Source organism: Chitinophaga oryzae, assembly GCF_012516375.2.
GTDB classification, from domain to species: Bacteria; Bacteroidota; Bacteroidia; order Chitinophagales; family Chitinophagaceae; genus Chitinophaga; species Chitinophaga oryzae.
Genome location: NZ_CP051204.2, coordinates 7,965,405 through 7,988,781, shown reverse-complemented (window position 1 = coordinate 7,988,781; position 23,377 = coordinate 7,965,405). Strand labels below are relative to the sequence as shown.

Below are 23,377 nucleotides of genomic sequence, written 5' to 3'. Positions count from 1 at the left end.
TGCAAGCATGGCCCATAGATGTTTTTATTGTGCTGATTATCCTTTATTGGCCAGTTGTCCGCAGGCGGCGTCGATATCTTTACCACGGCTCCGGCGCAATCTGGCATTCACACGGTTTTTTGCGAGATAGTCCATAAAGTCTTCGGCAGTTTCAGCGTCGGGCTTCTGGAATCGGGCGTTGTCAATCGGGTTGTATTCGATGATGTTCACCAGGTCGGCAGGCACCTGACGGTAGATTTTTATCAGCTCGTCAGCATCCTGTTTGGAATCGTTGAAGTCCCTGAAAAGAATGTATTCGAAGGATATCTCGTTACCGGTTTCTTTGTAGAAATAATTCAGCGCCGCAATCAGTTCCTTCAGGTTGTTGGAATCGTTGATGGGCATGATTTCGCTGCGTTTCTTGTCGTTGGCGGCGTGTAAGGACAGGGCGAGGTTAAAGCGCACCTTGTCGTCTCCCAGCTGGCGGATCATTTTGGCTACGCCCGCGGTAGACACGGTCACCCGTTTGGGAGACATGCCCAGGCCGTCAGGAGCGGTGATCCGTTCAATGGACTGCAGTACATTTTTATAGTTGAGCAGGGGCTCGCCCATGCCCATAAATACGATATTGGTCAGTTTCTTTCCATTATGCTCCAGGGCCTGCTGATTGATCAGCGCCACTTCGTCATATATCTCGTCAAAGTCAAGGTTACGCTTGCGGTCCATATAACCGGTGGCGCAGAATTTACAGCTGAGGCTGCAGCCTACCTGGGAAGATACGCAGGCGGTTTGACGGGTATCGGTCGGGATCAGCACGCCTTCCACAAGATGATTATCGTGCAAGCGGAAGCGGCTTTTGATGGTACCATCGTTGCTATGCTGGGTGGCATCCACTTTTACGGCTGGGAGCACAAAGTTTTCTTCCAGCTTGTGACGGAGGTCTTTAGACAGGTTCGTCATCGCTTCAAAGCTGGTGGCATGGCGCAGCCATAACCATTCATACACCTGTTTCGCACGAAAGGCCTTTTCATCAATAGACCCAAAATATTCTTGTAAGGCTGGCAGACTTAAGTGCCGGATATTTTTCTTGTCAGACTTCATTATTGACCGTTATATGAGCAAATGGCTGCCTTACGGCAGTCGGAAAGCATCTGCAAAGATAGGTAAAATAGCAGTAGGACCCGCGTTTATCATCTTTTAGCTTGATAATCAAGCTGAAAGGAATAAAAAAGTAATTAATTTATTGATAGTCAACTGTTTAAATATTTTAGTTGGTTATTGGTAAAAAATTTTCTGTTACGGAAGCCGGTGGGAGAGCCATTCAGCCATGATCAGCACGGAAAAAGCGGCGGCGGCAGAAAAGAGTTTTATATTGCAGGTAAACACCAAAACCAACAAAATCAACATGCAAGTCGCTTATATTGTAGATGCAGTGCGCACGCCTATAGGCCGCTACGGCGGCGTATTAAGCACCGTCCGCCCGGACGATATGCTGGCCCGCGTACTGAAAGCTTTGACAGACAGGAACCCTTCCATAGACCCGGCAGCCATTGAAGATGTGATTGCAGGCGCTGCCAACCAGGCCGGCGAAGATAATCGCGACGTAGCCCGTATGGCCGCACTGCTGGCCGGTTTACCGGTAACGGTGGGCGGTTGCACCGTCAACCGCCTTTGTTCCTCCGGCCTGCAGGCCATCATGGACGCCTCCCGCGCCATTATGTGCGGGGACGGTGAGATATACCTGGCTGGCGGTGTGGAAAGCATGACCCGCGCCCCCTTTGTCATGAGTAAGGCCGACGGTCCCTTCAGCCGGAAAGCCGAAGTTTTCGATACCACCATCGGCTGGCGCTTTACCAATCCGCAGCTGGCAGCCCTGCACCATCCCTATTCCATGGGCGAAACAGCGGAAAACGTAGCCCGGCAATGGCAGATAGGGAGGGAGGAGCAGGACCGCTTTGCCCTGCGCAGCCAGCAACAGTACGCCGAAGCCCTGAAAGCCGGCCGCTGGGGCGACGAAATAGTTCCCATCACCGCTGCTGCCGGTAAGGAACAGGTACTGGTGTCACGAGATGAACATCCCCGGGAAACTACCCTCGAAAAACTGGCGGGCCTCCGCCCGGCATTCGCCAAAGATGGTTCGGTCACCGCAGGCAACTCATCCGGCATCAACGACGGCGCCGCCGCTGTCATGATCGTCTCCGAAAAAGCACTGCAACGGTTCAACCTGAAACCGCTGGCCATGGTGCGCGCTATGGCCGTGGCTGGAGTAGACCCTTCCATTATGGGCATAGGACCGGTGCCTGCCACCCAAAAGGCGCTGCAACGCGCCGGCCTGACCATAGGCCAGCTGCAGCTGGCCGAATTTAACGAAGCCTTTGCCGTACAGGTACTGGCCTGTATGCGTGACCTGGGCGTCAACCCCGATATCGTGAATGTGAACGGCGGCGCTATAGCCATCGGCCATCCGCTGGGATGCAGCGGCGCCCGCATTGCCACCACGCTCCTGCATGAAATGAAACGCCGCCCGGAAGCGCGTTACGGCCTCGCCACCATGTGCGTAGGCGTAGGACAGGGAGCCGCCATGATCTTTGAGAAGTGCTGAGAAAAAGCTTTACAGGCAGGAAGAGACTTGCCTAAAAATAACGAGCGGTCGGACATTACATCCGGCCGCCCGCTGCTGGCAAGCAAAAAAAAGGGTCGTTCATAGACAAATTTGCTTCTCCGTCATCATCTTCCGGAGATTGATCAGGCCATACCTCATACGACCCAAGGCAGTATTGATGCTCACTTGCGTGAGATCGGCAATTTCTTTGAAACTCAGTTCCGCATAATGTCGTAGGATAATTACTTCCCGCTGCTCCTCCGGGAGCATGTCCAGCATGATGCGGACGCGGTCGTGGCTCTGACGGGTAATGATCTTGTCTTCCACACAGCTGTCGCTGAAGCCCAGTACGTCGAAGATATCTTTGTCATCGCCGGTTTTTATCATCGGGGTGCGCTTGATCTTTCTAAAGTGGTCCACACACAGGTTGTGTGCAATACGCATCGCCCAGGGCAAAAACTTCCCCTTCTCCGTATAGCGTTCAGCCCTGATCGTGTCGATGATTTTGATGAAAGTATCCTGGAAAATATCTTCCGCCAGGAAAGAATCCTTTACAAGCAACAAAATGGAAGTGTACACCTTGTCTTTATGACGGTGAACCAATTCCTCCAATGCTGAAGTATGGCCTTTCTTGAAAAGGGTGATCAACTGCTCGTCGCACAATTTGTACATTATTTGCATAAACTTCTACAACTAGAACGGGTTAGTAAATAAATACAGATTTTACAGCCTGTTGGTTGTTTAATTGAGTAAAGTTTAGGCGATAATGAGCAGTTTTAAGCGTTAAAGATTTTGTTACGATTCAAAGGTATAGAAAACGTTCTACGCAAATATAAAAGAATACTTCAATAAAACAAATAATAAAACCAGCTTTTTTGCCCTTGGAGAGTAGCTTTTAGCCATTTTGGGGTACTATATCCAGGTTAATTTTCTGTGAATGAATTGCCTGACCAATTACTATTCATCTAACATCTTTTCCCGTAAATTTGTTCTGTCATGGCAATGAAAACTAAGAAAAAAGAAACCATCATTGATCCTCAGCCGGTTAACCCGCAGGACAATATCTTCATAAAAGGCGCCAGGGTCCACAATCTCAAGAATGTGAGCGTCTCCATCCCCCGCAATAAAATGGTGGTGGTGACCGGCGTGTCCGGTTCGGGAAAATCTTCCCTCACCATGGACACCCTGTACGCAGAAGGACAACGCCGCTACGCGGAAAGCCTCAGTTCCTACGCCCGTCAGTTCCTCATGAGGATGAACAAACCGGACGTGGACTATATCAAAGGCATCTGCCCGGCCATCGCAATCGAACAAAAAGTGATCACCCGCACGCCTCGTTCCACCGTGGGCTCTATGACGGAGATCTACGACTACCTCCGGTTGTTGTTCGGCCGCGTCGGGAAAACCTATTCCCCCGTTTCCGGCCAGCTCGTGAAAAAACATGAAGTCAGCGACGTAACAGACTTTATCAGTAACCTCGAGCACGGCAGTAAAGTATTGCTGATGGTACCTTTCCGCCGCCACGCGAAAAGAGACGTGAAAGAGGAGCTGAATATCCTGATGCAGAAAGGCTTCTCCCGTTTGTACGCGCCGTCAGCCGGCGGCAATGGCCTGCTGCGCATCGAAGAGCTGCTGGAACAAAAGAAGCCGGCCGTGCCCGCAGACGCCTGGGTGCTGATAGACAGGCTGGTGGTTAAAGATTTTGAGGAAGATGACAAACATCGTATAGCCGACAGTGTGCAGACAGCCTTTTACGAAAGCGAGGGCGACTGTTACGTGGAAGTGGACGGCAAAAACGTGACCCACTTCGCCAACCGCTTCGAGCTGGATGGTATCCAGTTTGAAGAACCGGTGCCCAATCTCTTCTCTTTCAACAACCCCTACGGCGCCTGCCCCACCTGCGAAGGTTTTGGACAGGTGCTCGGTATCGACGCCGACCTCGTCATCCCCGATAAACGCCTCAGCGTTTTTGAAGGCGCCATCGCTCCCTGGAGAGGTGAGAAAATGGGCGAATACAAAGAAGCGCTCATCAAAGTGGCCCGTAAATTCGGATTCCCGGTACACAAACCCATCGCAGACCTCACAGATGAGCAGGTGCAGCTGCTGTGGACGGGCAACGAACACTTCTACGGCCTGAACGAATTCTTCAAAATGGTAGAGCAGAACCTCTACAAAGTACAATACCGCGTGCTGCAGGCACGCTACCGCGGACGTACCGTATGCCACGAGTGCGGCGGCGGCCGTTTGCGGAAAGAAGCGCTCTACATCCGCGTAGGCGACAGCAACATCGCCCGCCTGGTAGACATGCCGGTATCAGACCTGAAAAACTGGTTCGATAACCTGCAACTCAACGAATATGATCAGCAGGTGGCCAAACGTATCCTGTTTGAAATCAACCACCGGCTGAAAACATTGCTGGACGTAGGGTTAGGATACCTGACGCTCAACAGGGTGGCCAATACCCTCAGTGGTGGCGAAAGCCAGCGTATACAGCTTACCCGCACGCTGGGCAGTAACCTCACCAACTCCATGTACATCCTCGATGAACCAAGCATCGGTCTGCATGCCCGCGATACCCACCGCCTGATCAACGTGCTGAAAGAACTGCGCGACCTTGGCAATACCGTGGTGATCGTGGAGCACGACGAGCAAATGATGGAGGAAGCCGATTATATCATCGACATGGGCCCGCTGGCCAGTCACCTCGGCGGCGAAGTGATCTTCGCCGGCACTTACCCGGAAATACTGACCGACGGTAAAAGCCTGACCGGCAAATACCTGAGCGGCAATTACCGGATAGACCCTCCGCAAAAACTGCGTAAATGGAAAAAAGCCATTACCCTCGAAGGCTGCCGTCAACATAACCTGAAAGACATCTCCGTCGATTTTCCGCTGGAAGTGCTGACCGTGGTGACAGGCGTGAGCGGCTCCGGTAAAACCACGCTGGTAAAACAGATACTCTACCCGGCGCTGATGAAGCTGAAAGGCGAATTCGCAGAAAGGGTAGGGTACCACAAAGCACTGAAAGGCGCAGTGGATGACATCACCCAGATAGAAATGGTAGACCAGAACCCGATCGGTAAATCATCCCGCTCCAACCCGGTGACCTACATCAAGGCATATGACGAAATCCGCGACCTCTTTGCCCGGCAGCCGCTCAGCAAAATGCGCGGTTTCCAGCCCAAACATTTTTCTTTCAACGTGGACGGCGGCCGTTGCGACGCCTGCAAAGGAGAAGGTGAAGTGATTGTGGAAATGCAGTTCCTCGCAGACGTACACCTGCTGTGTGAAAGCTGCGGCGGTAAAAGGTTTAAAGACGAAGTCCTGGAAGTGACCTATAAGGGCAAAAGTATTTACGAAGTGCTGGAGCTGGGCGTAGATGAAGCTTTGGAGTTCTTTAAAGACGAAAAAGATGTCTGCAATAAAATCCGCCCGCTGAGCGATGTGGGATTAGGCTACGTAAAACTGGGACAGAGCAGCGATACCCTGAGCGGTGGTGAAGCACAACGTGTGAAGCTGGCTTCCTTCCTCGGTAAAGGCAAAGCGCAGGGCAAAATCCTGTTTATCTTCGACGAACCGACTACGGGCCTGCATTTCCATGATATCAAAAAACTGCTGAACTCTTTCAATGCGCTGATCGATCAGGGGCATACGGTACTGGTGATAGAACACAACCTGGACGTGATCCGCAGCGCCGACTGGGTGATCGACCTGGGGCCGGAAGGCGGCGCCGGCGGCGGAAGTCTGCTGTACACAGGCGTGCCGGAAGGATTGAAGAAAGTAAAAGAAAGTTATACCGGAAAATTTCTTTGAAAAATACCCAACAGAAAAGAGGGCTGGTCAGTGATGATCAGCCCTCTCTCTTTATAGTGCAATGTTTTGATGGTCTATCTGAGCCTGTCCAGCGATTTGATCAGCTTCTCGTCTTTATAGATGCCCCTGGCAGCCATAAATAGAAGGACAATCAGTAACACCGGCAGAAAAGAGGCTACCTGGTAAGATGCTGAAGTAATGGTGATACCGCCGGCAGCCAGCTTGTTGGCCGTTTGCTGTACCACATAATACTGATAGCCCAGTGCGGCAAATACAAACAGGATGTTGAAGATCGTCAGGCGGAACTGCAGCTTGCGCTTTTTAAACAGGAAAATGCAAACCACAGCCAGCAGGATGATGATCACGTACAGCACGAATAACAGGTAGTTGCTGGAGGCGTTCACAGCAGTAACTGTTCCATTGCTCAGTTTAGCTTTCCACAGATCAAAAGACAGTGTAGCGGCTCCGGCTCCGGCAGCCAACAGCAGGTAAAGACTCTGAATACGTTGTATCATGATATTTGCGAATGTTTAACGGCGTAAAAGTAAGCAAATTTAGTGGTTGAAAAGCGCAATATCTGATAGCAGACTGCGGATTTTGATAGTCCGTATAGTGTAATACTTCGTATATTGCACGCCCAATAACAATCTTTTATACTTATATGGCAAGAAAACTGAATAAGCAGGATGCGTTGGACTATCATGCAAAGGGAAGGCCGGGCAAGATCGAAGTAATACCTACGAAAGATACAAAAACACAATGGGACCTCTCCCTGGCCTATTCTCCGGGCGTTGCCGAACCTTGCAAGGAGATTCACAGAGATGTAGAAAACGTTTATAAATATACCGCCAAAGGGAACCTGGTAGGAGTGATCAGCAATGGTACCGCCGTACTGGGACTGGGAGACATCGGTCCTGAAGCCGGTAAGCCCGTGATGGAAGGAAAAGCGGTGCTGTTCAAGATATTTGCCGATATCGATGTATTTGATATTGAACTGAATACCAAAGACCCGGATAGTTTTGTGGCGGCAGTAAAAGCGTTGGAACCTACTTTCGGCGGTATCAACCTCGAAGATATCAAAAGCCCTGAGTGCTTTGAGATCGAAGACAGGCTGCGTAAAGAGCTGAAAATCCCGGTGATGCACGATGACCAGCACGGTACTGCTATCATCTCCGCAGCTGCGCTGCTCAATGCGCTGGACCTGGTAAAGAAAAAAGTCGACAAAGTAAAAATAGTGGTGAATGGCGCGGGAGCCGCTGCCATGGCTTGTGTAAGGCTGTATGTGGCACTGGGCGCCAAACCGGAAAACTTCATCCTGTTCGATAAGGACGGCGTGCTGAACAAGACCCGCACAGACCTTACCGAAAGGCACATGCAGTTTGCCACCACCTCCAAAATAAGCACGCTGACAGAAGCCATGAAAGGCGCCGACGTATTCCTCGGCCTCTCCGTAGGTAACGTGGTAACACCGGAAATGGTGAAGAGCATGGCTAAAAACCCGATCGTGTTCGCCATGGCCAACCCCGATCCGGAAATAGCCTACGATACAGCCATCGCCTCCAGACCGGATATCATCATGGCTACCGGCCGTTCCGACTATCCTAACCAGGTGAACAACGTACTCGGATTCCCCTATATCTTCCGTGGGGCGCTGGACGTAAGGGCCACCCAAATCAACGAAGCCATGAAACTGGCCGCGGTACGGGCGCTTGCCGAACTGGCCAAAACCCCCGTGCCGGATATCGTGAACCTGGCCTACAACGAAAGAAACATCGTTTTCGGACCTAAATATATTATTCCCAAACCGCTGGACCCCCGCCTGTTAAGCACCGTAGCCCCTGCAGTAGCAAAAGCCGCTATGGAAAGCGGTGTGGCGCACAACCCTATCACTGACTGGGAAGGGTACAAGCAGGAGCTCAACAACCGTCTGGGCCTGGATAACCAGCTGTTCAGGGTGATCGGCACCAAAGCCCGCCGCGACCCGCGCAAGGTCGTGTTCGCGGAAGCCGACAACGTAAAAATCCTGAAAGCCGCACAGGTAGTGAACGACGAAGGCATCGCCTTCCCGATCCTGCTGGGTAACGAATCCCGCATCCGCCAGATCATGCTCGAAAACTCCATCGAAATTGACGACGTGGTGATCATCGACCCCAAAAGCGATGAAATGCAGGCAAAACGTCACCAGTTTGGCGATCTCTTCTTCGAAAAACGCAAACGTAAAGGCTTTAACCTTTACGAAGCCCGTAAAATCATGCGCGAACGCAATTACTTCGGCTGCATGATGGTGGAAACCGGAGAAGCTGACGCCCTGATTTCCGGCCTTACCCGCAAGTACCCTGACACCATCCGTCCGGCCTTGCAGGTGATAGGCATGGAAGAAGGCGTGAAACGCGTGGCTGGTATGTATATCATCAATACCAAACGCGGACCGCTGTTCCTCGCGGATACCACGGTCAACTTCAATCCTACTGCGGAAGAACTGGCAGACATCACCCTGATGGTGGCGAAAGAAGTGAAACACTTCAACATTGCGCCCCGTATCGCCATGCTGTCTTACTCCAACTTCGGCTCCAGTCAAACGCCGGAAGCCCAGCTGGTAGCCAAAGCACGCGAAATCGTGAAACAACGCGATCCCCAGCTGGTGGTAGATGGTGAAATCCAGGCCGCAATGGCTTTCAACAAGGAGATCCTGAAAGACAACTATCCGTTCACCGAACTGATGAACGAGGAAGTAAATACCCTCATCTTCCCGAACCTCACCGCCGGTAACGTAGCGTATAACCTGCTGCAGGAAGTAGCCGGCTTCGACGCCATCGGCCCGGTACTGCTGGGAATGAAAAAACCGGTGCACATCCTGCAACTGGGCAGCACGGTAAGGCAGATCGTAAACATGGTGAACATCGCTGTGGTAGACGCGCAGGAGAAATGCCGCAAAGTGGCGGAGTGCAAAGAGGAAAAAGCCAAAGCGGACAAGAAAAAGAAAAAATAGTCACGCAAAGGAACGTAAAGATAATATTAAGAACGCTAAGGAGCGAAGACCAGCATACAGCATATAATAGCTGATGGTCTTTGCTCCTTAGCTTTTTATAAAAAGTGATTAACTTTATAAGCGCCGGTTAGAGGCTGGTCTTCCGGTAAATCTCCGCTTCCTGGCGTTCTTAATATTATCTTATATTCTTAGCGTGATGCAGACAATCTCCAAAAAGAAGATCTTCTTCCCGATCAACGAGGCTTTCCGTAACTACCTTAAATTGTATGAGCGGGAGGTGAAGCTGCCCCTGACTTACCAGGAACTGCGCTATTATGAGCACTCCATTTCCGTATACGACAAGGATGGTAAGGATACGCTCTGGGAAACCGTGTTTTATCCGCAGAGCACCATGAGCGCCATTCATGCCGGTTTGAAACGGATTTACTCCATCCTGAAGGCTGGTGGTGATCAGACTGCGGAAGAGCACCTGCACATAGAACGGATCGACTACTGCACTTTTGGGAATTCCCATCCGTTCCGTATTAAAATTGTCAATAATTACAACGAGGTATATGACTATTTCTACATCAAGGTAGCCGACGCTTCCCGTATCTACGGGCTCGAACTGGAACACATCCTGTCGCCCTACTGGATGAACTTCCTGATCGACGGCAATACCCTGGTGGAAGAACATATTGCCGGCGTGCCCGGTGATCAGTTTATCCTGCATTATCTCGACAGAATGGATTTTAACCCCAAACGTATCGCCAAAGAATTCGTTAAGTTCAACGAACGTTGTTTTGTGCGGTTGCTGGGCGATATGCGCTCCTATAACTTCATCATCGATATCACCCCGATTTTGATGATGTGCAGTTCCGCATCCGGGCTATTGACTTTGACCAGCAGTTTTATGAAGGCCGCCGTACCCTTTATATGCCGCAGTTCTTCAAGGAGAACCGCGTATTTGTGGAGCTGGCCATGAAACACCTCAATGCTGAAGTAGTGAAGCAGTACCAGCAGGAAGAGCGGGCGCTGATAGCGCGCCGCCTCAAGGTACAGCGGCACCGTATTAAAGACCTGCGGGATGTGATCATGACCGACAGAGTGTCTTTCCCGGAGAAGGTGCAGCAGCTGGGAGATGAGCTGGCAGAATATTATCACGATGCGGTTTTTTCACGTTGCAGGACCATGGGCGAAATTATCGAGCGTAGTTTGAAACGCTTGCTGGTAAGCAGTTTACGTTAACCACACCATAAAATCTTAAATTCGGGTCGGATTGGCAAAATCCTTCATATCTTTGACCAGCTATGGAATTCAGATTCTTTTATCACTTTGGAAATTTTCTGCTGATGCTGAAGGGCATGTTTTCCCGTCCGGAAAACATGAAGATGTACTGGAAGCAATTTATGCAGCAGTGCGTAGATATTGGCGTAGGGTCGTTTGGGATAGTATTTATTATTTCCCTGTTCATGGGAGGGGTTACCACCCTGCAAACCGCTTACCAGCTGGTAAGCCCCATTATTCCCAAGAGTACCATCGCGCAGGTGGTGCGGGACACCATCATCCTGGAATTTGCGCCTACCCTTACCAGTATCGTGCTGGCCGGGGTGATAGGCTCCAAGATAGCCTCTGAGCTGGGCAACATGCGTATCTCCGAACAGATAGACGCCCTGGAGATCATGGGTATCAATACCAGGGGGTACCTGATACTGCCTAAGATCCTGGCGGCCGTCCTCATGATTCCGTTGCTGGTAGCTATTGCCGGTTTCCTCGGTATCTGGGGCGGTAAGGAAGCGGGCGTGCTGTCCGGTGTACTCTCCAGCGAGCAGTTCATGATGGGGCTGCGGCAGGAGTTTAAGGCGTATAACGTATTTTTTGCCATGGCCAAGTCCTATACGTTCGGGTTTATCATCGCCAGCGTGTCGGCCTATTACGGCTATAACGTACAGGGCGGTGCGCTCGAGATCGGTAAAGCCAGCACCACCTCGGTAGTGGTGAGCTGCGTACTGATATTATTTATGGACTACGCATTAACGGCTATATTACTGTAACCATGATTGAACTGAAAGATATTACCAAAGGCTTTGGAGATAAGGAGATACTGAAAGGCGTTTCGGCCGTTATGGAGTCCGGTAAGGTAAACCTCATCATCGGCGCCAGCGGCAGCGGTAAAACTGTTATGATGAAGTGCATTGTGGGACTGATGGAGGTAGACTCCGGTACCATTTTGTATGATAACCAGGACTTTACGGCCATGGACCACCGGGCCAAAAAGGAAGTCCGCCAGCAGATCGGTATGCTGTTCCAGGGTTCAGCCCTGTTCGACAGTATGACGGTAGAACAAAATGTGATGTTCCCGCTGGAAATGTTCAGCAAAGACTCTTTTAAAGAGCGGAAAAAGCGGGTGGACGAATGTCTGGAGAGAGTGCAGCTGAAAGATGCCGCCAAAAAATTCCCTGCCGAAATCAGCGGTGGCATGAAAAAGAGGGTAGGGATCGCCCGTGCCATCGTACTGAATCCCAAATACCTGTTCTGCGACGAACCCAACTCCGGCCTGGACCCTCAGACTTCCCTGCTGATAGACCAGCTGATCAAAGAGCTGACCCGGGAATACAATATTACCACTGTCATCAATACCCACGATATGAACACCGTAATGGAAAGCGGCGACCATATTGTATATATGTACCAGGGACAGAAACAGTGGGAAGGCAGCAATAAAGAGATTGTCTTCAGTAAAGACCAGAAACTCAATGACTTCATCTTTGCCTCTGAGTTCCTCCGGGATGCCAAGGAAATGCGCCAGCTGGATATGTTCAAGGACAGCAAATGGAAAGATCAGCTGGAAGAACAGCTGAAGCGCGACAGCAAAAAGTAATTTCCCTGTGAATTGGTAGCTTTATCTTAAAGGCCATAAATTGCAGAATTATGGAAATCGGCTTATTTTTGCCGCACCTATAGAAGAAACATATAAAATAATAAACCAATAAAACAAGCGCGATGAGTGTTTTAGTTAATAAGGATAGCAAAGTGATCGTGCAGGGATTTACCGGTACTGAAGGTACTTTCCATGCTACACAGATGATCGAATACGGTACCCAGGTTGTAGGCGGTGTTACCCCCGGTAAAGGCGGTACTTCCCACCTGGAGCGCCCGGTGTTCAACACCGTGGCCGACGCGGTAAAAGCTACCGGCGCCAATGTATCCATCATTTTTGTACCGCCGGCATTTGCCGCCGACGCGATCATGGAAGCTGCCGAAGCTGGTATTGCCCTGGTAGTATGTATTACGGAAGGTATCCCTGTTCAGGACATGATCAAGGCTAAAAACTTCCTGCAAGGTTCCAATACCCGCCTCATCGGGCCTAACTGCCCCGGTGTTATCACCGCTGAAGAAGCTAAAGTAGGTATCATGCCCGGCTTCATCTTCAAAAAAGGTAAAATCGGTATCGTATCCAAATCCGGTACCCTGACCTACGAAGCTGCTGATCAGGTAGTTAAAGCCGGTCTGGGTGTTTCTACCGCTATCGGTATCGGTGGCGACCCGATCATCGGCACCCCCACCAAAGATGCGGTGGAGCTGCTCATGAACGACCCTGAAACAGAAGGTATCATCATGATCGGTGAAATCGGTGGTAGCATGGAAGCTGACGCTGCCCGCTGGATCAAGGAATACGGCACCAAACCGGTAGTAGGCTTCATCGCCGGCCAGACAGCGCCTCCGGGCCGCCGTATGGGCCACGCCGGTGCTATCATCGGTGGTGCGGAAGATACTGCTGCCGCTAAAATGAAAATCATGGCAGAATGCGGCGTTACCGTAGTGGAAAGCCCTGCCAACATCGGTAAAACGATGGCTGAAGTGCTGAGCAAAAAGGCTGCACTGGCTTAATCAGTTTACCCACATATATTTGAAAGGTGAAAAGTGAAGCGGGTCTCCCAGCACTTTTCACCTTTTTTTTGACCCCCTTATGGAAACCTTTGTAATTCCTGCATCCTGTACAAAAAGACTAACTTACCCGTAAATAGCGATATATATGCGTTTATGCCTCTCATTATTCATTGTTTTATTCTTAACCAACAGCGTGATGGCTCAGACCTATTATGACAATTCCTGGAAGAAAGTGACCGCCCTCGACGACAAGAATCTGCCTAAATCCGCGCTGGGTGAAGTAGACCTGATCTATGCCCGGGCGGTGAAAGACAACCTGCCGGCCCAGCAGATCAAAGCGCTCATCTATCAGATGAAATATACCGATCAGCTGAGCGACAGCAGCATCCAGCAAAACCTGGAAAAGCTCGATCAGAAAATCGCTGCGGCCAAAGGCGCCCAGCAGGCCATCCTGCAAAGCATCAAAGCCGAAGTATTGCTGAACTATCTCCGCAACAACCGGTACCGGCTCTATAACCGCACTGCCATTGCTGACGAGAAACCCGGCCCGGACATTACCTCCTGGAGCCAGGAATACCTCCACAGCCAGATTACCGCCGCCTACCAGGCGTCGCTCGCCGACAAAGCCACCCTGGAAAAAACACCCATCGGGGATTTTGACCCTATCCTGGTCAAAGGCGCCGGCACCCGCCAGCTCCGCCCCGTACTGTTCGACCTGCTGGCCCACCGTGCACTGGACTATTTTAAATCGGGCGAAAACACCCTCGCCAAACCGGTAAACCAGTTCGAACCCGACGACCCAACCGCCTTCGCGCCGGCTGCCACTTTTGCCCGGCACTCGTTTGCCGCCACAGACAAAGCTTCGCTGCAATACCAGGCCATCCTCGTACTGCAACAACTGACACGCCTGCACGAAAATGATAAAACAGCCCTGCTGGATATTGACCTCGAAAGGGTCCAATACATGCAGCAGATCTCTGTAGCGGAAGATAAAGCCTCCCTGTACCGCAAAGCACTGGAGGAAATGACGGTGGTCTACAACAGTGAAAAAGAAGTGACCGGTGTGCTGGCCCTGCTGGCCAATACCTATATCGGCAACGCCCTGTACGGTAAAGCAGACAGCACGGCCAACCTGGCAAAAGCCAAAGAAATATGTGAACAAGCCACACAGAAAGGCCCGGGAACACAAGGCGCAGCCGACTGCTCCAACCTGCTGGCCGAAATCAAAGCACAATCCCTCGAACTGACAACAGAAAAGGTAAACGTGCCCTCCCTGCCTTTCCGAACCCTGGTGAAATACAAAAACGCCGACAAAATATACCTGCGCATACTACAGGTGGATGAAGCTTTTGCCGCCGCCCTCCGGCTGGCGCAGAACGACTACAGCGACCGTCAGAACAGGTACTGGAGACTGCTGCTGGACAAAAAACCGGTGAAAGCCTGGGAACAATCCCTGCCCGACCCGAAAGACTACAACCACCACGCGGCAGAAATAAAAATCGATGCCCTCCCGCTGGGACAATACATTATCCTCGCCAGCATCAAACCCGGTTTCGAGCTGAAAGAAAACCCGATGGCGCTGCAGTTTGCCTGGGTATCCAATATCAGCTACCTGGAAAACAACGCAACGTTCATTGCCCTGGACCGCAGCACCGGTAAACCCCTGCCAGGCACCAAACTGACCGCCTTCAGCCAGGAATGGGCCGACGGAAAAGAGAAATGGGTACAACTGCAGTCTACCGTCACCGCCGCTAACGGTTCTGCTGAACTGAACATGAAAGGTACCGGCAACCGCTCGGTGCGGCTCAAGTGGGAACGCCAGGGAGACATCCTCTTCCTCGATGATCACAAATACATCTACAGGTATCAGGACGGTGAGCTTAAACCCAAACCGCGCATTTTCCTGTTCACCGACAGAAGTATCTACCGCCCCGGACAGACCCTTTATTTCAAAGGGATCGCTTTGGAGCAGGAAGCCGGTAAGAAAACCAGCAACGTGATCAAAGGCATGAAAAGCATCTTTGTTTTATATGATGCCAACAGCGAGAAAGTAGATTCTATTGTGGTTACGTCCAACGAATACGGCGCTTTCTCAGGAAAATTCATACTGCCGGAAGGCCGCCTCAATGGCAACTATGTCCTGCGGGATACGAAAAGTTATGGCGCACAATCCTTCCGCGTGGAAGAATACAAACGCCCTAAGTTCTATGTCGAGTTTGATACCATCAAAGGTACTTATCGTTTAGGGGAAACCGTTACCACCGAAGGCAAGGCCCTGGCCTACGCCGGTAACAACATCAACGGCGCTACCGTGAAATACCGCGTGGAAAGAAGGACCCGTTTCCCGTACCCCTGGTTATTCAGAGGGTATTTGCCAGCGGGGGCTTCCCGTGAAATTGCCCACGGTGAAACAACTACCGACGAGAACGGCCACTTTAAAGTAAGCTTCCCCGCATTGCCGGACAAGACCGTATCTCCCGATCAGAAACCCATCTTCACTTATGTAGTATCGGCAGACGTAACGGACCTGAACGGAGAAACCCGCAGTGCCAGCCAGTCAATAGCCGCGGGCTACCAGTCGATGGAAATCAACATACAGGTGCCCGAGCGCGTAGAAGCCGGCGCACTGAAAGATGTACGCGTCTTTACCCGCAACCTGAACGGCGCATTTGAACAAGCCTCCGTTAAAGCAACGGTACAGCCGCTGGAACCCAACAAGCGACTGCTGCGTCTCCGCTACTGGGAACAGGCAGACCAGTTCGTAATCACGGAAGCAGCCTATATCAAAGACTTCCCGCTGGACATCTACCATGATGAAGACGAAAAAGACAAATGGCCCCGTAAACCGGCGGTATGGGAACAACAGTTCACCAGCACCGCTACCGGCGAAGTGACGGTAGACAGCAAAAAACTTACCCCCGGCTACTACGAACTGGTGGTAAGCGCTACCGATAAAAACGGGCAGCCTGTGGTACAGAAAGCTGTCTTTGAACTGGTAGACGTACGCGCTAAAACGCTCGCCGCTCCTGCTTACCTGTGGAGCTATCAGCCGGAAGCCAAGACAGAGCCGGGTAAGAAAGGCGCCGTTATATTAGGCTCCTCTGCCAAAGACCTGAACATTTTACAATTCCTTACCCGGATAGGTCAGTCTTCACAGATGACCAACATCAACCTGGATGGCGTAAAACAGTATGACTATAACGTCACCGAAGAAGACCGTGGCGGTATTGGGCTTGATTACGTCTTCGTGAAAGATAACCGGGTATTTATCGCCCAGCAGACCATCCAGGTACCCTGGGATAATAAAGACCTGGACATCAAAATCGGTACCCACCGCGATAAGCTGCTGCCGGGAGAAAAAGAAAAGTGGAGCGTGGAAATTACCGGTTACAAAGGGGAGAAAGCCGCTGCCGAAATGCTGGCTTCCATGTACGATGCGTCGCTGGATGCTTTTGTGCCACATCATTGGAGCAAACCTGATATCTATCCTGATATCCTGTCCCGTGGCCGCCTCGTGTACCACGGCTATGATAACTTCAATATGGTGACTTCCCAGTATTATTTCGAAACAGACAGACAGGGCGCCGCTGCTAAGGAGAAAAGCTATGACGTGCTGAACTTCTTCGGTTGGGGAATGGGCAATGGTACGTATGAGAAACTGGCAGGTAGTGCGCATAATGTGAGAATACGGGGAGTTGCCGGTGCTGCGATGGCCATGGCGCCCGCGCCGGCCGCTGTACAGCGGAAAGAGGTGATGAAAGAATCCGCAGCGCGCTCCATGAACTACGTAACAGAACAGGCAGCAGACTCCGCTGCCCCGGAAGAAACACCCAAAACACCGGAAAACAATACCGGTAATGTTCCTGTGCGCAAGAACTTCCAGGAAACCGCTTTCTTCCTGCCGGAGCTGCGTACTGACAAAGACGGAAAACTGTCCTTCGAATTCACCATGCCGGAAGCCCTCACCAAGTGGAACTTCCAGGGACTGGCACATACGCAGGACGCTGCTTTTGGCAGCGTCAGCGCCAGCATCGTTACACAGAAACAACTGATGGTGGTGCCCAACGCGCCCCGCTTCGTAAGGGCCGGCGACAAAATTGATTTCACCGCCAAAGTGAGCAATCTGACCGATTCTCAACTGATCGGCCAGGCCCATCTTGAACTGCTGGATGCTGCTACGATGCAGCCGGTGGATGGCTGGTTCCAGAATATTTTCCCGGTACAGCATTTTACCGCTAACGCCGGTCAGAGCACTGTAGTGACCTTCCAGTTACAGGTGCCGCGCAACTTCACCAGTGCGCTGCTGTACCGCGTGAAAGCACAATCCGGCAATTACAGCGACGGCGAAGAAAATGCACTGCCGGTATTGACCAACTCCATGCTGGTAACAGAGTCTATGCCGCTGCCGGTACGTGGCGACGGTAAACATACTTTCACCTTTGAGAAACTGCTGCAGTCAGGCGCTTCATCTACACTGCGCCAGCAGGGTGTTACGGTGGAATATACCAGCAACCCGGCCTGGTATGCCGTACAGGCGCTACCATACCTGATGGAGTATCCGTACGATTGCTCCGAGCAGGTGTTTAACCGCTACTATGCCAACGCATTGGCTACGCATATCACAAAGAACGTTCCCGGTATCCGGCAGGTTTTTGAGAAATGGAAAACCACGGACACCGCAGCACTGCTGAGCAACCTGCAGAAAAATGAAGAACTGAAATCCCTGCTGTTGCAACAGACGCCCTGGGTGCTGGAAGCGAAAAACGAAGCACAGCAGAAGAAAAATATCGCCCTGCTGTTTGACCTGCAACGGATGCAGCGCGAAAGAAAATCCGCGCTCGACCAGCTGGCAGCGAAACAGCAGCCAGACGGCTCTTTTGCCTGGTTCAACGGCATGTGGGCCGATCGTTATATCACCCAGTACATTCTGGCCGGTATTGGTCACCTGCAACAGCTGACCAGCGTAAATGATCCTGTGGCCGCCAGCATTGCGAACAAAGCTATGCAGTACCTGGACAGGCAGCTGGACAAAGATTACCATCAGCTGATCAAAAACAAGGCAGATCTGAAAAAACAACAGATCAGTGAAATACAGGTGCAATACCTGTATGCCCGCAGCTTCTTTGACCAGCCGGTACCGAAAGGCATGGAAGCTTCCTTTAATTATTACGCCGGGCAGCAGCAGCAGTTCTGGACTAAAATGGGCCGTTATGCACAAGGTATGGTTGCCCTGAGCCAGTTCAAAAAAGGTGATAAAGCCACGCCTGCCGCTATCCTGAAGTCACTGAAGGAAAATGCCATCAACCATCCGGAAATGGGCATGTACTGGAAAGATGTAGTAGCCGGTTATGGCTGGCACCAGGCGCCGATAGAAACACAGGCGCTGCTGATAGAAGCTTTCCAGGTGGCTGGTAAAGACGAAGCGGCTGTTGCCGATATGAAAACATGGCTGCTGAAAAACAAACAGACCAATAACTGGAGCACCACCAAATCCACTGCCGACGCCTGCTACGCGATGTTACTGCAGGGCAGCAACTGGCTCACCGCCAGCCCGGAAGTAGATATACAGCTGGGCCAGGAAACCATCAGCAGCAAACAACAAACTGCTGAAGCAGGTACCGGCTACTTTAAACAGCACATCGATGCAAAAGATGTAAAAGCCGATATGGGTAATATCAAGGTGACGGTGAAAGACAGCAAAGGACAGCCTTCCTGGGGCGCCGTATACTGGCAGTATTTTGAAGAGCTGGACAAAATTACCGCCGCTAAAACACCACTGGTACTGGAAAAAGAACTGTATAAAGAAGTAAGTTCAGATAAAGGCCCGGTGCTGACTAAAATCGCCGAAGGCAATGAGCTGAAAGTGGGCGACAAGGTAAAAGTGAGGATTGTGCTCAGGGTAGACAGGACTATGGAGTATATTCACCTGAAAGACATGCGGGCCGCCTGCTTTGAGCCGCAGAACGTACTGAGCAGCGCTAAATGGCAGAATGGCCTCAGCTACTACGAAAGCACCAAAGACGCGTCTACGGATTTCTTCTTCAGTTATCTGCCGAAAGGTACTTATGTATTTGAGTATGCATTGTTTGTAACGCATCAGGGTAAGTTCTCCAATGGCATCAGCACCGCACAGTGTATGTATGCACCGGAGTTCAGCGCCCACAGCGAAGGAATCAATGTGAAGGTAGTGGAGAAATAACAACCCGGACAGGATAAACTGATTTCCGCTTTCAGAAAGCCCCGCTGGTATTATACCGGCGGGGCTTTCCACTTTTATGGGTATTTTTAGGACTTCAGATGAACAGATAGTATGACAAGCGTAGATTACATCATAGTAGGACAGGGGATTGCCGGTACCATGCTGAGCTGGTCGTTGTGGCAGGCGGGTAAAAAGGTGCTGGTGGTAGACGATGCAAAATCCAACAGTGCGTCGCGGGTGGCGGCGGGCGTTATTAACCCGGTTTCCGGGCGCAGGTTTGAACCGGCGTGGATGTACGATACCATCTACCCGTTTGCCCGGGATGCTTACCGCAGGTTGTCCGAACTGCTGCAGATACAGGTGCTCACGGAGCGCCGGTTGTGGAATGTGTTCCCTTCGCAGCAAATGCAGGAAGCTTTTATGAAGAAAGCCGCCGGCGGTCCGTATACCTTGCAGCCGGAGCGGATGGAATATGAGGAGGTCCTGGACCAGCCTTTCGGCGCAGCCATTATAAAAGGGGCTACTGTCAACCTGCGGGTGTTGCTGCCCGCCTGGCGGCAGTTCCTGGCCAATATGGGGGCGTTGCGGGAGGCGCATCTGAACCTGGGCGAGCTGGAGATGACAGCCACGGGCGTTCGTTACGGCGACGTTACCGCACAGAAAATTATTTTCTGCGATGGGGTGGCTACGACGCAAAACCCCTGGTTCGATAAACTGACATTTTTGCCTAATAAGGGAGAAGTGCTGTGGGTGAGGGTCCCGGGGCTGCATACCGAAGATATCATCAAAAAAAGCATTACGCTGGTGCCCTACGGGCCGGAATTGTTCTGGGCCGGGTCTTCTTTTGTGTGGGACTATGACGACGACCTGCCCACAGGCAAACAACGGGAGGTGCTGGAGAAGGGGCTGCAGCAGCTGTTGAAAGTGCCTTACAGTGTGGAGTACCAGCTGGCGGCGGTGCGTCCTTCCGGTAATGACCGCCGGCCCATGATGGGGCTGCACCCGGAGAGGCCCGCCGTGGGGATCTTTAACGGATTGGGCACCAAAGGCTGTTCGCTGGCACCCTTTATGGCGGCTCATTTTACGGAAGTATTGGCTGGGAACGCCCTGCTGATGCCGGAAGTAGACATAAATAGATATTTTAACATCTCCGGGGGGTGAAATGCCCGCATCATGCCGTATCTTTGCCCCCCTTACAGGTATGGCTGAACAACTGAACAGTGGTCTCGGAACAGCTGGCAGCACATCCGGGGATTCAACCATAAAACATTAAAATTCAATTTTTTACGCATGTACAGGACGCACACTTGCGGGGAGTTAAGAATGGAGCAGATAGGCCAGGAGGTGACGCTGGCCGGATGGATACAGACAGTCAGAAAATTTGGCAGCATCAACTTTTTTGATCTGCGGGACCGCTATGGTATCACTCAGCTGTTGTTCAACGAGAGCCTCAATGACAAACTGGATGCACAGCCGCTGGGCCGTGAGTTCGTGGTGCAGGTGACCGGGGTGGTGACAGAGCGTACCAGTAAAAATAAAAATATCCCCACCGGCGACATCGAAATCACGGTGAGCGACTATAAAATCCTGAATGCGGCTAAAACACCGCCTTTCACCATCACCGACGATACCGACGGGGGCGATGAACTGCGCATGAAATACCGCTATCTCGATCTCCGCCGTAACGCGGTAAAACAAAACCTGGAACTGCGGTATGCAGTAGGCCGCGCTGCGCGTAACTACCTGCATACGAGGAATTTCATCGATATCGAAACACCGTTCCTGATCAACTCCACGCCGGAAGGCGCCCGCGACTTCGTGGTGCCCAGCCGTATGAACCCTAACCAGTTCTACGGTTTGCCGCAGTCACCGCAGACTTTTAAACAATTGTTGATGGTGAGTGGTTATGATCGGTACTACCAGATCGTAAAATGTTTCCGCGATGAAGACCTCCGGGCCGACCGCCAGCCGGAGTTTACCCAGATCGACTGTGAAATGAGCTTTGTAGAACAGGAAGATGTACTGAATGTTTTTGAAGGTATGATGAAATATATCTTCAAAGAAATCAAAGGCATTGAGTTCGAAGGCGATTTCCCGCGTATGACATGGGATGATGCCATGGAATATTATGGCAATGATAAACCGGATATCCGCTTCGATATGAAGCTGGTCAATCTCAACGATACCGTAAAACAGAAAGGCTTTAAAGTATTCGACGACGCAGAACTCGTGGTGGCTATCGCCGCTACAGGCTGCTCCGAATATACCCGTAAACAGCTCGATGAACTGACAGAATGGGTGAAAAGACCACAAATCGGTATGAGCGGCCTCATCTATGTTAAATACAACACAGATGGGACACTGAAGAGCTCGGTTGATAAGTTTTTTGACGAACAGCAATTGCAGCTGTGGGCGCAAAAATGTCAGGCGAAACCCGGAGATCTCATCCTGGTGCTGGCCGGCAGGGAAGAGCGTACCCGCAAGGCCATGAGCGAGCTGCGCCTGGAAATGGGCGAACGCCTTGGTTTCCGCAATAAAAACGAATATAAACCGTTGTGGGTGATAGACTTCCCGCTGTTTGAATACGCCGAAGAAGAAAATCGCTGGGTGGCCCGTCACCATCCGTTCACCGCACCGAAACCGGAACAGATCGCTCTTATGGACGATATGTCACAGTACGCTAACATTAAGGCTAACGCATACGATATCGTATTGAACGGCACTGAAATAGGAGGAGGCTCTATTCGTATTTTCCAGCGCGATCTGCAGCAGAAAATGTTCGCAGCGCTGGGAATGTCACCTGAAGAAGCAGAACGCAAATTTGGCTTCCTGCTGGGAGCTTTTGAATATGGCGCACCGCCGCACGGCGGTATCGCCTTCGGATTTGATCGCTTGTGCTCGCTTTTAGGCGGTAGTGAGAGTATCCGCGACTTTATCGCTTTCCCGAAAAACAATCACGGACGCGATGTCATGATGGACGCTCCGGCCGAGATCAGTCAAGCCCAGCTTGATGAATTAAAGATCAGCCTGGTAAAATAGGATTACCGGCACAATCTTTGCACAATACGGAGCTTTTGAAGCGAAAAAATCCCCTTTGATATGGCATTTTGCCGCATCAAAGGGGATTGATGCTAATATAAAGGAACATTTTTTTTAACAAGAAATTAACGACGAAGATAAGGTTAGAGAAGAAAGAACGTATTAATTAATTTTTTAAAGTAATATTGCGGTGTGAAGTGTGATCATCGTTGATATGTGAGGTAAGTAATGATGCTGAAAACAAACAACAATCTTTCACCTGTTACAAAGAATACTCCTATGAGAAAGGTAACAACCTACATCAAACGGTCAGTATGGGTATGTGCGGTGCTTTTATTGCTGATGCTCAGCAATGTTGGGTATGCTCAACAGTCCACGGGTAATTATCTGAAGAAATTTAAACCGGTATCTGTAGAACTCATGCAGGAAACCGGCATTCCGGCCAGTGTTATCCTCGGGGTAGCCATGCTGGAATCCGGCACAGGTACCAGCAGGAATGCCAAATTGCTCAACAACCACTTTGGTATTGTCGGCAAAAACAATCTTGCACAAACCGCCCCCGGCAAAAAATCCCGGTATAAGCAATACGCTTCTGCCGTCGCTTCCTACGAACATTTCGTGGAAGTACTCGCCAGAAAAAAATGGTTCAGCCAACTGAAAGGTAACCCCGAATTCGCGGTATGGCTCAAACATATGAATCACAGCGGCTATTCCTCTGCTGGCCACGAATGGATCAGAAGAGTGACTGCCATTATTAACCGTTACAAATTATATAAACTGGACGAAGGAATGGATAGCGATAGCCTGGCACGGAGCTCTTCCTGGTTAAGCGTAGGCATGCCGCCAACTACCGACGACCAGTGAGTGTGCTAATCGACTCGAAAAT

At 51.1% G+C, this 23,377-nt stretch carries 15 protein-coding genes; 12 read left to right on the top strand and 3 right to left on the bottom strand.

Annotation, left to right across the window (positions count from 1 at the left end):
• Window positions 1-36: 36 nt before the first annotated feature.
• Window positions 37-1,080, bottom strand: coding sequence for a dual-specificity RNA methyltransferase RlmN (rlmN, locus tag HF324_RS31615; RefSeq protein ID WP_168807622.1), 1,044 nt, complete (start codon window positions 1,078-1,080; stop codon window positions 37-39).
• A gap of 226 nt (window positions 1,081-1,306) precedes the next feature.
• Between rlmN and HF324_RS31610 the strand changes: the two genes are divergently transcribed.
• Window positions 1,307-2,581 carry a thiolase family protein gene (locus HF324_RS31610; protein ID WP_309475641.1) on the top strand — a complete coding sequence of 425 codons (1,275 nt, stop codon included), beginning with the start codon at window positions 1,307-1,309 and terminating at the stop codon, window positions 2,579-2,581.
• A gap of 99 nt (window positions 2,582-2,680) precedes the next feature.
• Here HF324_RS31610 and HF324_RS31605 read toward each other — a convergent pair whose 3' ends face one another.
• Window positions 2,681-3,253, bottom strand: coding sequence for an RNA polymerase sigma factor (locus HF324_RS31605; RefSeq protein WP_078670126.1), 573 nt, complete (start codon window positions 3,251-3,253; stop codon window positions 2,681-2,683).
• 324 nt (window positions 3,254-3,577) lie between these two features.
• On the opposite strand from HF324_RS31605, the gene uvrA reads away from it, so the two are divergent.
• A complete protein-coding gene (uvrA, locus tag HF324_RS31600; protein WP_246269338.1) occupies window positions 3,578-6,394 on the top strand; it encodes an excinuclease ABC subunit UvrA in 2,817 nt (938 codons plus the stop codon).
• A 74-nt stretch (window positions 6,395-6,468) separates the two neighbouring features.
• Here the strand turns inward: uvrA and HF324_RS31595 are convergent, their stop codons facing one another.
• Window positions 6,469-6,909 carry a DUF4293 domain-containing protein gene (locus tag HF324_RS31595; RefSeq protein WP_078670128.1) on the bottom strand — a complete coding sequence of 147 codons (441 nt, stop codon included), beginning with the start codon at window positions 6,907-6,909 and terminating at the stop codon, window positions 6,469-6,471.
• Between the two features lie 146 nt (window positions 6,910-7,055).
• Between HF324_RS31595 and HF324_RS33970 the strand changes: the two genes are divergently transcribed.
• From HF324_RS33970 to HF324_RS31550, 10 genes are all read left to right on the top strand, one after another.
• Window positions 7,056-9,383, top strand: coding sequence for an NADP-dependent malic enzyme (locus HF324_RS33970; RefSeq protein ID WP_168807621.1), 2,328 nt, complete (start codon window positions 7,056-7,058; stop codon window positions 9,381-9,383).
• Window positions 9,384-9,579: 196 nt separating this feature from the next.
• A complete protein-coding gene (locus HF324_RS31585; RefSeq protein ID WP_258539340.1) occupies window positions 9,580-10,347 on the top strand; it encodes a hypothetical protein in 768 nt (255 codons plus the stop codon).
• The gene (locus tag HF324_RS33755; RefSeq protein ID WP_258539339.1) at window positions 10,299-10,610 is read left to right on the top strand and encodes a hypothetical protein; all 312 of its coding nucleotides are present in this window, start codon (window positions 10,299-10,301) and stop codon (window positions 10,608-10,610) included. Before HF324_RS31585 ends, HF324_RS33755 begins: the two co-directional genes overlap by 49 nt.
• Before the next feature lie 62 nt (window positions 10,611-10,672).
• Entirely contained in the window at window positions 10,673-11,416 is a 744-nt protein-coding gene (locus HF324_RS31580; protein ID WP_168807618.1) for an MlaE family ABC transporter permease, read from the top strand.
• A 2-nt stretch (window positions 11,417-11,418) separates the two neighbouring features.
• Window positions 11,419-12,243 carry an ABC transporter ATP-binding protein gene (locus HF324_RS31575; RefSeq protein WP_168807616.1) on the top strand — a complete coding sequence of 275 codons (825 nt, stop codon included), beginning with the start codon at window positions 11,419-11,421 and terminating at the stop codon, window positions 12,241-12,243.
• 122 nt (window positions 12,244-12,365) lie between these two features.
• On the top strand, window positions 12,366-13,253 hold the full coding sequence (gene sucD, locus HF324_RS31570) for a succinate--CoA ligase subunit alpha (protein ID WP_168807614.1): 888 nt from the start codon (window positions 12,366-12,368) through the stop codon (window positions 13,251-13,253).
• Window positions 13,254-13,449: 196 nt separating this feature from the next.
• Window positions 13,450-19,452, top strand: coding sequence for an alpha-2-macroglobulin family protein (locus tag HF324_RS31565; protein ID WP_168861610.1), 6,003 nt, complete (start codon window positions 13,450-13,452; stop codon window positions 19,450-19,452).
• Window positions 19,453-19,563: 111 nt separating this feature from the next.
• Window positions 19,564-20,613 carry an NAD(P)/FAD-dependent oxidoreductase gene (locus tag HF324_RS31560; protein WP_168807610.1) on the top strand — a complete coding sequence of 350 codons (1,050 nt, stop codon included), beginning with the start codon at window positions 19,564-19,566 and terminating at the stop codon, window positions 20,611-20,613.
• A 129-nt stretch (window positions 20,614-20,742) separates the two neighbouring features.
• Complete coding sequence (gene aspS, locus HF324_RS31555; RefSeq protein ID WP_168807608.1) at window positions 20,743-22,491, top strand: aspartate--tRNA ligase; 1,749 nt, start codon at window positions 20,743-20,745, stop codon at window positions 22,489-22,491.
• Window positions 22,492-22,770: 279 nt separating this feature from the next.
• The gene (locus HF324_RS31550; RefSeq protein ID WP_168807606.1) at window positions 22,771-23,355 is read left to right on the top strand and encodes a glucosaminidase domain-containing protein; all 585 of its coding nucleotides are present in this window, start codon (window positions 22,771-22,773) and stop codon (window positions 23,353-23,355) included.
• Window positions 23,356-23,377: the final 22 nt, after the last annotated feature.

Coding starts and splice junctions, on each gene's coding strand:
- aspS (WP_168807608.1), top strand. CDS start 20,743: ATGTACAGGACGCACACTTGCGGGGAGTTAAGAATGGAGCAGATAGGC.
- HF324_RS31595 (WP_078670128.1), bottom strand. CDS start 6,909: ATGATACAACGTATTCAGAGTCTTTACCTGCTGTTGGCTGCCGGAGCC.
- rlmN (WP_168807622.1), bottom strand. CDS start 1,080: ATGAAGTCTGACAAGAAAAATATCCGGCACTTAAGTCTGCCAGCCTTA.
- HF324_RS31610 (WP_309475641.1), top strand. CDS start 1,307: ATGATCAGCACGGAAAAAGCGGCGGCGGCAGAAAAGAGTTTTATATTG.
- HF324_RS33970 (WP_168807621.1), top strand. CDS start 7,056: ATGGCAAGAAAACTGAATAAGCAGGATGCGTTGGACTATCATGCAAAG.
- HF324_RS31585 (WP_258539340.1), top strand. CDS start 9,580: ATGCAGACAATCTCCAAAAAGAAGATCTTCTTCCCGATCAACGAGGCT.
- HF324_RS31550 (WP_168807606.1), top strand. CDS start 22,771: ATGAGAAAGGTAACAACCTACATCAAACGGTCAGTATGGGTATGTGCG.
- HF324_RS31580 (WP_168807618.1), top strand. CDS start 10,673: ATGGAATTCAGATTCTTTTATCACTTTGGAAATTTTCTGCTGATGCTG.
- HF324_RS31575 (WP_168807616.1), top strand. CDS start 11,419: ATGATTGAACTGAAAGATATTACCAAAGGCTTTGGAGATAAGGAGATA.
- HF324_RS31605 (WP_078670126.1), bottom strand. CDS start 3,253: ATGTACAAATTGTGCGACGAGCAGTTGATCACCCTTTTCAAGAAAGGC.
- uvrA (WP_246269338.1), top strand. CDS start 3,578: ATGGCAATGAAAACTAAGAAAAAAGAAACCATCATTGATCCTCAGCCG.
- HF324_RS33755 (WP_258539339.1), top strand. CDS start 10,299: ATGCCGCAGTTCTTCAAGGAGAACCGCGTATTTGTGGAGCTGGCCATG.
- HF324_RS31560 (WP_168807610.1), top strand. CDS start 19,564: ATGACAAGCGTAGATTACATCATAGTAGGACAGGGGATTGCCGGTACC.
- HF324_RS31565 (WP_168861610.1), top strand. CDS start 13,450: ATGGCTCAGACCTATTATGACAATTCCTGGAAGAAAGTGACCGCCCTC.
- sucD (WP_168807614.1), top strand. CDS start 12,366: ATGAGTGTTTTAGTTAATAAGGATAGCAAAGTGATCGTGCAGGGATTT.